Annotated in this window: 12 protein-coding genes; 9 read left to right on the top strand and 3 right to left on the bottom strand. The window is 42.7% G+C overall.

Going from position 1 to position 11746, the window contains the following annotated elements; genetic code table 11:
- Window positions 1–127: 127 nt before the first annotated feature.
- The 3 genes from ACEN82_RS19355 to metK form a co-directional block, all read right to left on the bottom strand.
- Complete coding sequence (locus tag ACEN82_RS19355; protein ID WP_413321433.1) at window positions 128–1204, bottom strand: AAA family ATPase; 1077 nt, start codon at window positions 1202–1204, stop codon at window positions 128–130.
- Window positions 1205–1783: 579 nt separating this feature from the next.
- Complete coding sequence (locus ACEN82_RS19350) at window positions 1784–2302, bottom strand: hypothetical protein (protein WP_413321434.1); 519 nt, start codon at window positions 2300–2302, stop codon at window positions 1784–1786.
- Window positions 2303–2756: 454 nt separating this feature from the next.
- On the bottom strand, window positions 2757–4007 hold the full coding sequence (gene metK / locus ACEN82_RS19345; RefSeq protein WP_188834572.1) for a methionine adenosyltransferase: 1251 nt from the start codon (window positions 4005–4007) through the stop codon (window positions 2757–2759).
- A gap of 217 nt (window positions 4008–4224) precedes the next feature.
- Between metK and ACEN82_RS19340 the strand changes: the two genes are divergently transcribed.
- The 9 genes from ACEN82_RS19340 (at window position 4225) to ACEN82_RS19300 (ending at window position 11708) form a co-directional block, all read left to right on the top strand.
- Window positions 4225–5112, top strand: coding sequence for a diacylglycerol/lipid kinase family protein (locus tag ACEN82_RS19340; RefSeq protein ID WP_090533934.1), 888 nt, complete (start codon window positions 4225–4227; stop codon window positions 5110–5112).
- Window positions 5113–5117: 5 nt separating this feature from the next.
- Complete coding sequence (locus tag ACEN82_RS19335; RefSeq protein WP_129571484.1) at window positions 5118–5453, top strand: translation initiation factor; 336 nt, start codon at window positions 5118–5120, stop codon at window positions 5451–5453.
- 431 nt (window positions 5454–5884) lie between these two features.
- Window positions 5885–6718 carry a MotA/TolQ/ExbB proton channel family protein gene (locus ACEN82_RS19330; protein ID WP_274986920.1) on the top strand — a complete coding sequence of 278 codons (834 nt, stop codon included), beginning with the start codon at window positions 5885–5887 and terminating at the stop codon, window positions 6716–6718.
- Window positions 6719–6805: 87 nt separating this feature from the next.
- Window positions 6806–7429 (top strand): ExbD/TolR family protein, encoded by a 624-nt coding sequence (locus ACEN82_RS19325; RefSeq protein WP_112654858.1) that lies wholly within the window; start codon window positions 6806–6808, stop codon window positions 7427–7429.
- A 6-nt stretch (window positions 7430–7435) separates the two neighbouring features.
- A complete protein-coding gene (locus ACEN82_RS19320) occupies window positions 7436–7981 on the top strand; it encodes an ExbD/TolR family protein (RefSeq protein ID WP_091175771.1) in 546 nt (181 codons plus the stop codon).
- Between the two features lie 40 nt (window positions 7982–8021).
- Entirely contained in the window at window positions 8022–8852 is an 831-nt protein-coding gene (locus tag ACEN82_RS19315; protein ID WP_090533925.1) for an energy transducer TonB, read from the top strand.
- Window positions 8853–8855: 3 nt separating this feature from the next.
- A complete protein-coding gene (locus tag ACEN82_RS19310; protein WP_090533924.1) occupies window positions 8856–9086 on the top strand; it encodes a hypothetical protein in 231 nt (76 codons plus the stop codon).
- Window positions 9076–9996, top strand: a complete 921-nt coding sequence (locus ACEN82_RS19305; protein ID WP_413321435.1) for a PstS family phosphate ABC transporter substrate-binding protein — start codon at window positions 9076–9078, stop codon at window positions 9994–9996. The genes ACEN82_RS19310 and ACEN82_RS19305 overlap by 11 nt, the downstream gene beginning before the upstream one ends.
- Window positions 9997–10019: 23 nt before the next feature.
- Window positions 10020–11708, top strand: coding sequence for a tetratricopeptide repeat protein (locus ACEN82_RS19300; protein ID WP_223266286.1), 1689 nt, complete (start codon window positions 10020–10022; stop codon window positions 11706–11708).
- Window positions 11709–11746 lie beyond the last annotated feature (38 nt).

Here is an 11746-nt window from a genome sequence, read left to right as displayed (position 1 = left end):
AAGGCATTAAAAATGGTATTACCTATGCGCTACCATGATTTTGCTAAAATATTGTAGTTTTATAGTAAGTATTTGCTAATGATATCGATTAACGAGAATACCCTTTGCTGCAATATCCCAAACCACTCTATCCCCCCGCCACCCCCAACACCCTGTTCACCGCCGATAAACTCATTTCCAACCGCCCGGCAATCTGCCTTTGGCTTAGGCCCTGTTTATGGAGCGAAAGTACATCTGCGGCCCGGCGTTGCCGTTCTACCTGGCTGTAGCGGCGCAGGTGTTTAACCTCGTTATCGGTATGGGAAAATACGAACTGTAAAAAGCCGTTTTGCCTTTCCAGCCGGCCAAGGCATACGTTATGGCTGCCGTACATTTCGGCGGTGCTGCGTTGTTTTACCTGCTTGAGGTAGCGGTAGCCGGGCAGGGTCTGACTTTCGGCCATGGCGAAAGCGCTGTCGGCAAAGTTGATGAGCATTTTGCTGCCCTGCAGGTCGTTGCGGGTAATGGGCAGTGAAGGGTTGCGTTTAGGGGTGTGGGCCAGCACCAGGATGCTGAGGCCATGCCGGGTTTTTAGCAGTTTGAGCTGTTTCATGAGCGAGAGCGCCTGGCTGCTGCGTTCGGTACCATTGCGCAGGCAGGTAATATTATCAATAATGAGCACCCTGGCATCGGTACGTTTAATAGCGCGACTAAGCGCGTGGGTAATAAATTCATCAAAAGTTTTAAAATCTTGCGGCAGGCCGGTCATCTGGTCAAACTCACCGCGGTAAAAATTTTCGTGAAAGGTGTGGGTGGCGCTGCCGTCGGTATAGCGCTGTTCAAATTGTTTGCCGGTTAGTTCAAAATCGATGTAGAGGACCGGGCAGGGTTCTGCATCCATTTTAAAAGGCGTAATGGCCTGTCCGCGGGTAATGCTGTCGCCCAGTTGTACGGCTAGTAAACTTTTGCCCATGTTGGTATCGGCAAACAGAATGCACAGCTCGCCCTCAAGCCAAAACTCGCCGAACAGCATCCGGGGCGTTTGGCGTTCGCGTTCCATCTCCATCCATGTACTGGCCTGGTGAATAATAAAAGCATCGGGAATAATAGCGTCAGGGTCATAAACCCTCGGGCGGATCCCTCTTTTAGCGTCTCTTCGCGCCGCCTCGCGCACATCGGCGCGGATCATTTCCACAACCAGTGGTCGTCCATTTTTTTCAATCATAGCGTTATGTCGTTGATAAATTAATGCTTGGTGTTTAGGGCAAACCATAAGGCCCGGGTAGTGGAGAAGTGTTCGGAAGAAATAAAAAAAGAGGGATTGCGCGATTCCCTCCCCCCGGGAGGGAATTAAAAATCTTCCAAACATTTACGGCATAACGGGAAGGACCCCCGACTTATGGCCTCCGGCTTAGTACTCCTGACTTAATTGCCCCCGGGGAAATTTTCATAAGCCCTCTCCAAAGGAGAGGGTTGGGTGAAGGCCAAATTTAGCTGTAGGTTTTTGCAATATTGGTGGCGCTGTTTTGTCAGTACCTGCCGGTAAAATGGAGGGTTCAAATAAAAATCCCCAGAAAACAGCAAAAAAATGAAAAAAATAGAAAATGAAAAACGCGGTTGAACTGCTGCTTTAATGAGCGGTTAAATTTACCGGTAAAAAGCTTTAATTGTTGATAATCAACTATTTAGCTATGTTTTACCAAAAAGGTTAAACTGTTGATTTTTAAGGTGTTTCAGAAAATACCTGTTTCGCGTTTCGGCTCTCAAAAAATGGAACACTTGTGATTTTTAAAAAAAGAACCTATCAGGAAATTTCACTTTTTTTTCGGGAATCAAAAAAATGGGACACCTCATTTGTTACAATTCCGGGGTGCAGGCTAAACACCACTTTAACTTGCAGTACCATACTTATAACAAGGCAAACCAACCATGCCGCAAACCATTTAAGTGATAGCCGGGTGTTTATAACGGCCTTAAAAAAGAATACGGTCATTACCAGCAAGGCTAAAGCTATAGCATACGTAAACTGCTCCCAACTGCTCACCGGTATATACCTGAACACATACACAGAAAACATGGCGCAGCTGCCCGCCAGGCTGGCAAAGCTCATACGCCTGATGAAGACCCATTTGTTGGTTTCGAGCAATATGATAGCCGCTATAACCATCACAACCCATTTACCGCACGCAACAAGGTTGGATAACAATATGGCCTCGGGTGTAACCACATAGCCAAACTTTTGTTCAATGAACCATGCGGTTACCATGACTGATGCGGCAAAGTTTATGATGGCGGTTATGGCGTTTCGGGTGTTAGCAGGCATTTAAATTGGGCTCGGGGATTTTGGGTGATAAATGTATGTATTTAAAATTTAATTAGGAAAGCGGGAGTTTGGTTCGAATGGTGTTGTTTTTGTCAGCAGGAAAGCTTTGGGCGAAACCGGGCAGAACAATGCGGGGGTTGCGGGTACGGAAGGGCATAGCAAGTTTTTGCAGAAGCAGTGGCTGGAGGGAGCGAAGCAGGGCAAAATAATTGCAGCCCGTGGTTCTGGCTGGTTTGCAGGGTAAAGGCCCGTGCGGCAAAAAAGCCTCCCTGCTGACTTGATGTTTGGTTACTTTGCATCTAAGGTAAAGTAACAGCCCCCGCGGCAACTGAGCGGGCCAATGATTTTTGTTATTACTAAAGTACTTTCCTGTCTTATAAACAGGATGGCCCCAAAACAACAATAGCGACAGGTAAGCCCGTCGCTATTGCATATATTATATAGGTGTAATTAATTACAACCCGAAGGCTGCTTTAACCTGGTCAACATGATCAAGCTTTTCCCAGGTAAACAGCTCAACTTCGCGCTCCAGCTTGCTGCCGTCGTGGCCAACAAAAGTTTTGGTAACTATTTCATTAGGCCTGCCGAAATGGCCGTAAGCCGCGGTTTCGCTGTAAATAGGGTTACGCAGTTTAAAGCGGGTTTCAATGGCGTATGGGGTCATATTGAAAATGCCTTCTACCTTTTTGGCAATGTCACCGTCGTGCAGGTCGACCTTGGCGGTGCCGTAAGTATTTACGTAAATACCCATTGGCTGTGCAACGCCGATAGCGTATGATACCTGTACAAGCACTTCATCGCACAAACCGGCGGCAACCAGGTTTTTAGCGATGTGTCGGGTAGCGTAAGCGGCCGAGCGGTCGACCTTTGAAGGGTCTTTACCCGAGAAAGCGCCGCCACCATGTGCACCTTTACCACCGTAGGTATCTACGATAATTTTGCGACCGGTTAAGCCGGTATCGCCATGCGGCCCGCCGATAACAAATTTACCGGTTGGGTTAATGTGGTACTTAATATCGTCGTTAAAGAAATGGGCGTATTTAGGATATTTAGCTTTAACACGCGGAATCAGGATACTGATGATATCGGCGCTGATTTTGGCAAGCATGGTTGGCTCGTCGTCAAAATCATCGTGCTGGGTTGAGATAACGATGGCATCAATACGCTGCGGTTTGTTGTCGTCGCTATACTCAAGCGTAACCTGCGATTTTGCATCCGGGCGAAGGTATTTGATCTCATTGTTTTCGCGGCGGATAGCTGCAAGCTCAATTAATAAAGCGTGGGCTATATCAAGGGCAAGCGGCATATAGTTGTCGGTTTCAACAGTAGCATAGCCAAACATCATACCTTGGTCGCCGGCACCTTGTTCTTCTTTGGCGGTGCGGTCGACCCCCTGGTTAATATCGGGCGATTGTTCGTGGATGGCCGATAGCACACCGCATGAACTGCCGTCGAACATATATTCGCCTTTGGTATACCCGATCCTGTTGATCACCTCGCGGGCAATCTTCTGTACGTCGAGATAGGCTTTTGATTTTACTTCGCCGGCTAAAAAAACCTGGCCTGTGGTTACCAGCGTTTCGCAGGCAACTTTCGATTCGGCATCAAATGCTAAAAAATGATCAATCAGCGCGTCCGAGATCTGATCGGCCACTTTATCCGGGTGACCCTCTGATACAGACTCTGAAGTAAATAAATATGACATAAAATTTAAATAAGTAAAGTAAAAATCGACTGGGAGGGTTTTAAGACGGATCGGGCGGTAAAAAGAAGCATGGTTTTAGCACTTTTTTACGTGGTTGCAATCCGGCTCCGGTGTAAAAGGGAGCATTAAATCAGTCCACATTCGGGCGGTAAAAATAAAACAAATTTCACAAAGCCGAAAATACATTTACTTTTGACGATTGAAATAATATATATAGTTGAAACGGAAAGCGTTATTTATAATAAACCCAATTTCGGGCGGGAAGAAGAAGGACGGGGTGCCTGAACTGATTAAAGATACTGTTGATGCCGGTGTAATGGAACCGGTTATAGCGTTTAGCGATGGCATAGCCCATGCGCGGGTAATAGCGGCCGAGGCTGTAGGCAAATTTGATACTGTAGTGGCCGTTGGCGGCGATGGCACGGTTAATGAAGTGGCTTCGGCCATTGTAGATACGGATACGTCGCTTGGCATAGTGCCATTTGGCTCGGGCAACGGGCTTTCGAGGTTTTTAGGGATTCCTATGGATACACGGGATGCTATTAAAAACCTTGCCTCGGGCCGTACCGAAATTATTGATTCGGCCAGGATTAACGGGCAGCCGTTTTTTAATATGGCAGGCATGGGGTTTGATGCCCACATCAGCGAGATCTTTTCGCATGGTAAAAAGCGCGGTTTTATCAGTTATATAAAATCGTCGATAAAAGAGGTGGTTGGCTACCAGCCGCAAAACTATCACCTGGATATTGACGGAAAGAAATATGATTATAAGGCATTTATGCTCAGTATAGCCAATTCTTCGCAATATGGCAATAATGTGCATATATCGCCCAAAGCAAGCCTGCAGGATGGGTTGCTGGATGTTTGCGTGATAAAGCCTTTTCCGTTGTGGAGGTTTCCGGAGATGAGCATGCGCATGCTGATTAAAGCAACCGAAAGCTCAAAATACGTAGAAATTATCCGCGGTAAGCAGATCTTGATAAAAAGGGAGCATACCGGCCCTATTCACCTGGATGGCGAACCGCAAGTGGCGGGTACGGGCATAGATATTACTATATTGCCAAAATCATTAAAGGTTATAGTTGGCCCGTCATTTAAAAATTGATCAATATGGCTAAGAAAAATTTTACAGGCGTAGTTTACTCAACCGACCCCGATTTTCAATACCAGGAAACCGGTGGGGGAGGGGCCGAAACATTGCCACCACAGCAGCAAAATCTCAAAATATATCTTGACCGTAAAGGAGGCAGCAAACTGGTTACCCGCATTGCCGGGTTTATTGGTGCCGATGCTGACCTGGAAGCTTTGGGAAAAAAGCTAAAATCGAAATGCGGGGTTGGAGGTTCGGTTAAAGATGGCGAAATACTGATCCAGGGCGATTTCAGGGATAAAATACTGGTATTATTACAAACCGACGGGTATAAAGCTAAAAAAGCCGGCGGGTGATCTGAAAAAATAAACAATTATAAACCGGTAGTTTAACAGACTTATTTGAAAGATGCACTTTTAAACAAAATGTACAACTATCTGTTACAAAGCTTGCATCATAGTTAAAAGGTACAGATACCTTTTATAAACTTAAAAAAAACGGGCTATTTTAGCTTGGTAACACAAATTTTATGTGTTATCACTTGCTATTTTTAAAAAAAATGGTTTTCATTGCATATAATTGTGTTGGTAACACACAATAAAATTGTAATGTTGCGTTTATATTCACCAACAATACACAGAATGATATTTTGTATTAAAAAATTGTAAAGAATAACATAAATGGTTTTTTTAATTCAATAAAATTCTATTTTTGTTATTCCCAACAAACAGCGCATTTTAACTAACTTATAAAATAAACAAAAACAAAAACTAAAAATTCAAAAGTAATGGCAAACGCACCAACAAAACCAACTACTCCTGTTAAGAAAGAAAGCTCAAGTGCATCGGGCATGTTTGCTTCTTTAACCATTCCAATCTGTCTTATTGTTACAACTTGTATCTTTATATTCATTTTAGGCGATCCAAGCCACTTTAAAGGTGGTGATGTTAACGCTTATCCAACAGACATTTTCGGCACAGTTCACAGTGGTGGTGTTATCGTACCGGTGATCATGGGTTTCTTATTAATGGTTATCGTTTTCTCTATCGAGCGTTTCATCGTTATCAGCAAAGCTTCAGGTACTGGTAGTGTTGACAGTTTCGTAAGAAAAATTCAGGCTCTTTTAAATGCCGGTAACATTGCAGGTGCTTCTGCAGAGTGCGACAAACAAAAAGGTTCTGTTGCTAACGTTATCAAATCAGCATTGAAAAAATATGGTGAAATGGAAGCTGAACCAAACCTTGACGTTGACCAAAAAACTTTAGCTATCCAAAAAGATATCGAAGAAGCTACAGCTTTGGAAATGCCAATGCTTGAGCAAAACTTAACTATCATCGCTACTTTGGTATCTATCGGTACATTAACCGGTCTGTTAGGTACGGTTGTGGGTATGATCAAAGCGTTCTCTTCATTAGCAACTGCCGGTGTACCTAACCAGGTTGAACTATCGGCTCACATTTCTGAAGCCTTGATCAACACTGCATTCGGTATCAGTACTTCAGCTATTTCAATTGTTATGTACAACGTATTTACATCAAAAATTGATAAGTTGACTTACGCTATTGACGAAACCGGATTTAGCATTGTACAAACATTTGCTTCATCTCACAAAAACAAATAAGAATATATTAGTGCTATGCCTCATGCACAATAAGTTAGGGGCAAGATAGTTAATACTGAAACACTATATATTTTTAAGAAATTTAACATGGCAAGGATAAAAGTTCCAAGAAAGAGCACAGCAATTGACATGACCGCTATGTGCGACGTGGCGTTTTTGCTGCTTACTTTCTTCATCATGACCGCAAAAGTAAAAACCGAGGATCCGGTACCTATTGATATACCAAAGTCTTCAATCCAGCAGCCAGTGCCTGAGTCTGATTTTGCTACAGTATCTGTAGGTAATCAAAAAGCTTTCTTTGGTGTTGAAGGTGTTGATATCCGCAAGGAAATGTTGAACCAGATGGGTTCAATATATCATATGACCTTTACACCTGAAGAACAAACAAGGTTTTCTTCTATCAATTCATTTGGCGTACCAATGAACCAGTTGAAACAGTTTATCGCTTTATCTGCTGATCAGCAAAAGAAATATGCACAGCCGGGTATCCCGAGAGACTCTGTTTCGGCAGAGCTTACCAACTGGATTCGCCAGGCCCGTATAGCTACCAAAGCCTTACACAACAAGGAACTTCGTTTAGCTATTAAAGGTGATAGCAAAGAAGAATATCCGGTTATAAAGGATGTTATCGGTATTTTGCAAAAGCAAAAAGTTAACAAGTTTAGTTTAATTACGGATTTGGGCAGCGCCGGTGGTGCTCCAAAAAAATAAAAGACCATGGCAGAATTAGATACCTCCGGGGGAGGCAAACATAAAGGCGGTAAGGTTCGCAGTAAGAAGCAATCAACCCGTGTAGATTTAACCGCGATGGTTGACCTGGCTTTCTTGTTGATCACCTTCTTCATCATGACCACTACACTCGCTAAACCAAAAGCGATGGACTTGGCCATGCCTGATAAGGATGAGAAAACAAAAGATCAGATGGATATTGCCGCTTCTCGTTCGATGACCATTTTATTGGGAAGCGACGATAAATTGGAGTGGTACATCGGCGAGCCGGGAAAATCAGCGCCCACAATTGACAATTTTGGCCCTAATGGGTTACGTAAAACGTTAATTGAAAAAAGCAAAGAAGTACAGCAAAAAACAGGCAAATACATGTTTGTTGTGATTAAACCAAGCGATAAATCAAAATATAAAAATATGGTTAGCACGCTTGATGAGATCAATATAGCCAATATCCAAAGCTATGGTATCGTTGATATAACGGCGCCGGAGATTGAGTTGCTTAAAAAAGACGGCTTGTACAACGATAATAAATAATATTAAATAACGTTATAAACTTCCATTAAAGCCTTAACAGATGTTAGGATCAAAATTAGACATACTAAAGCAGGAATGGATCGACGTTGTTTTTAGTAATCGTAATAAAGCCTATGGCGCTTACGAGCTAAGGAAAGAGAATTCAAAAAACACCAGCAGGTCGTTGATCATTGCTATCGTGGTTTTTGTATTTATAGTTTCTTTGCCAACTATCATCAACAAGATCAAAGGTCTTATCCCAGCGAAAGACGAAAAAGTGAAGATAACAGACGTGGTTCTGTTGCCTCCGCCACCGGTTGACCAAACCAAAAAACCACCTCCGCCGCCACCTGAACCGCCAAAACCAAAGGTAGACCAGGTACGTTTCCCTCCTCCGGTTGTAAAACCAGATAACGAGGTTAAGGAGAAAGATCCACCAACAGTAAAAGAGCTTGCTGTTGCCGATCCGGGTCAAAAAGACCAAAAAGGTGATCCTAACGCCGACATTAGAATTGATGAGCCGGTAGGTAACTCAGACGTTAAACAAGTTGTTGAAGCCGATCCTAACCAGATCTTTACTTCAGTTGAGCAGGTTCCTGAATTTGCCGGCGGTTTGGAGAAATTTGGTCAGTACCTGAGCAAAAACATCAGGTATCCGGCTGTAGCTCGCGAAAACAATACGCAAGGTCGTGTAATTTGTACATTCGTTGTGGAAAAAGATGGTTCTTTAACTGACATCAAAGTTGTTAGGGGAATCGGCAGCGGTTGCGACGAAGAAGCAGTTCGTGTATTGAAAAATTCACCAAAATGGAAACCAGGTATACAAAACGGTCGTCCGGTTCGTGTACAATACAGTGTTCCAATCAGCTTTACTTTAGCATCTGAAGAATAAGTAATGCCATTTAATTACAATAAGGAGCAAAAATCGCCCAAAAGGCGGTTTTTGCTTATTTTAGGAACTGCTGCATTTATTTGCTTTGTGGTTTTAGGTCTCATGATCATGTTTTGGGACGCGCTCCCGCTGCAACTGCAACATTATCAACGTTTACTTTTCGGTGCGTTTATTATAGGATACGCGATTTTGAGGTTTTCGAGATTGTTTAAGAAGGATCAGTATGAAGATTAAATTAGGGGTTGTATATGTATTGGTTTTAATTGTTTTAACAGCCGGTTTACAGGCTTGTAAGCAAAAACAAGTAAAATCCGTACCAACCGACAGCTTCAACGCCGGAAGAGCAACTTTCGTAGCCGATGAATCTTTTTCGCCTATAGTAGCACAGGAAGAATATGTTTACAGAAGCCGGTACCCCAACGCCGACCCGGTATTTATTTATAAAACAGAAAACCAGGCTGTAAATATGTTGTTAAACGACAGTGTTAGGCTTGCGGTATTATCGCGCACGCTTGATACCGCGGAGCGTAATATAATAACGCGCCGTACGTTGAGTGTTGAGGTAGTACCTTTTGCGGTTGATGCAATTACATTAATAGTTAATAAGTCATCAAATGATACCGCTATTACTGTCGCTCAATTAAAAAAGGAGCTTAAAGGCCAGGGGAACGGAAATAAAACTATAGTTTTTGATAATCCGAACTCAAGTTTGGTAAGGTATTTGAAGGACTTCTCTGGTAATAAGGAGTTTAAGCAAAAGAATATATACGCGCTTAAATCAAATATCGAAGTTATTAAGTATGTAAGCGAACATCCTGACGCATTAGGCATTATAGGCTTTAGCTGGATTAATAACCCGGAAAAAGAGTATGCGGATTATGTTGAAAAAGTGAAAGTTGTAGGGGTTAGAGATGAAGGAAACAAACAGTATCCTAATGAATATTTTAAACCTTCGCAAGAATCACTTGTCTTAAAACAGTATCCCTTGAGCAGGAGTTTATATTTGATCAATTGCTCAAGTAAGAATGGTTTGGCAGCGGGATTTGTTACGTTCCTGGCCAGTGATGTGGGGCAACGGATAATACTGAAATCGGGTTTACTGCCTGATTCAATTCCCCCGAGAGAGATAATTTTAAAAAAGTAAACTATAACTAAATAAAGATGAAAATGATCAGTAAAATAGCTAAGGCTTCATTAGGACTGGTATTTTTAGGTTCATCATCAGTTTTTGCGCAAAGTCTTGCCGACGCCAAAAAAGCTATTGACGCCGAACAATATCAGAAAGCAGAGTCGATGCTCAAAACGCTTACTACTACTCAGCCAACCAAAGATGAGAATTTCTTTTATCTGGGTTGGGTGTACATTAAACAGGACTATGCTGATTCGGCGAAAGTCGTTTTCAATAAAGGTATTGCTGCAAATCCAAAATCAGCATTAAATTATGCCGGTTTAGGTGCTGTTGCCCGTTTGGATAAGGATAATTCCGGAGCAACAACCAACTTTAATCAGGCTGTAGCTTTGGCAGGTAAGGACGCAAAACCTTACACGTATGTAGGTTTATCATATTTGCTGCCTACTACCACCGATAAAAAAGTTGCGCCCGCTGATGCAGATGCTGCTATTGCAGTACTGACTAAAGGAAAAGCTATTAATGCGAAAGATGTTGATTTGCTTATCGCTTTAGGTGATGCTTACCGCTCTGTGTTAAAAAGTAACGAAGCGTACTCAAACTATTCTGACGCTTCTACGCTTGATCCTAAAAACCCGGCTGCTAAGGTTGCAACCGGTGTATTGTATAAATTTGCTAATAACTTTGATGGCTCTGAGCAGCAATTTAAAGATGCATTGGCTATTAATGCAAATTACGGCCCGGCTTACCGCGAATGGGCTGAAACCGATTTGCGCTGGTCTTTAACAGATCCTAAAATGGCTTCTGCTAAAATTAAAGAAGCTGTTGATCACTACAAACAATACCTGAGCTTAACAGATCAATCGGTAGAATCTCAAATGCGTTATGCCGACTTCTTGATCCTGGCTGGTGATTATAAAACCTTACAACAGGTAGCTACTGATTTGTCAAAATCAGCAAGCACCAATGCAAGGGTTTATCGTTACCTGGCTTATGCCGCTTACGAAAACAAAGATTATCAAAACGGTTTAACTGCAATCAACACTTGGTTCCAGAAAGCTGACCCAAAACGTATCATCCCGCGTGACTATTTATATCAGGGTCGTTTGCAAATGGCTACAGGTCAGGATTCGGTTGGTATCAATACTTTGAAAAAAGCGTTAGAGCTTGACAGCACTCAAACTGATGTTTACGGCGAAATTGCCAAAGCATTATATCACCAGAAAAAATATGAGCAGGCAGGTGATGCGTATCGCCAGGTTACTTTGAAAGCTGGCCGTAACGTAAAATTGACTGACTATTTTTACGAAGGTATCAGCTACTACTTTGGTTATGATGAAAAGAAACCAAATGCCGATTCGTTGCTTGTAAGGGCAGATTCAGCGTTCAGCTATGTAAATCAGAAAAGCCCAACCACAGCCGACGGTTACCTGTACCGCGCTTATGTTAACGATATGAAAGAAAAAGATCGTAATAACATTGCCGGTTACGCTAAACCGTTCTACGAAAAATACATTGAGCTGGTAATTGCTAAAGGTGCCCCGGACGAAAAAGCTAAAAAGAGCCTTGCCAATGCTTATGCTTACTTAGGTACTTACTATGAGTACAAAGAAAAAGACGATGCTAAAGCGACGGAAAATTTTACTAAAGCCAGAGAAAATGATCCGACCAACAAGCAGGCGGTAGCCTTCTTCCAACGCAAAGGTGGAGCCGGTAAAAGCAAGTAAATAAACTTTAAATGATATGAAAGGCCTCTTTAAAAGGG

It is taken from the genome of Mucilaginibacter sp. Mucisp73 (assembly GCF_059491465.1).
The sequence above is the reverse complement of the archived record's forward strand: the minus strand, read 5'-3'. Positions and strand labels throughout refer to the sequence as shown.

Bases quoted from the DNA above. Each gene is read 5' to 3' on its own strand.
- ACEN82_RS19355 (WP_413321433.1), bottom strand. From the start codon at position 1,204: ATGATTGAAAAAAATGGACGACCACTGGTTGTGGAAATGATCCGCGCC.
- ACEN82_RS19350 (WP_413321434.1), bottom strand. From the start codon at position 2,302: ATGCCTGCTAACACCCGAAACGCCATAACCGCCATCATAAACTTTGCC.
- metK (WP_188834572.1), bottom strand. From the start codon at position 4,007: ATGTCATATTTATTTACTTCAGAGTCTGTATCAGAGGGTCACCCGGAT.
- ACEN82_RS19335 (WP_129571484.1), top strand. From the start codon at position 5,118: ATGGCTAAGAAAAATTTTACAGGCGTAGTTTACTCAACCGACCCCGAT.
- ACEN82_RS19330 (WP_274986920.1), top strand. From the start codon at position 5,885: ATGGCAAACGCACCAACAAAACCAACTACTCCTGTTAAGAAAGAAAGC.
- ACEN82_RS19325 (WP_112654858.1), top strand. From the start codon at position 6,806: ATGGCAAGGATAAAAGTTCCAAGAAAGAGCACAGCAATTGACATGACC.
- ACEN82_RS19320 (WP_091175771.1), top strand. From the start codon at position 7,436: ATGGCAGAATTAGATACCTCCGGGGGAGGCAAACATAAAGGCGGTAAG.
- ACEN82_RS19315 (WP_090533925.1), top strand. From the start codon at position 8,022: ATGTTAGGATCAAAATTAGACATACTAAAGCAGGAATGGATCGACGTT.
- ACEN82_RS19310 (WP_090533924.1), top strand. From the start codon at position 8,856: ATGCCATTTAATTACAATAAGGAGCAAAAATCGCCCAAAAGGCGGTTT.
- ACEN82_RS19305 (WP_413321435.1), top strand. From the start codon at position 9,076: ATGAAGATTAAATTAGGGGTTGTATATGTATTGGTTTTAATTGTTTTA.
- ACEN82_RS19300 (WP_223266286.1), top strand. From the start codon at position 10,020: ATGATCAGTAAAATAGCTAAGGCTTCATTAGGACTGGTATTTTTAGGT.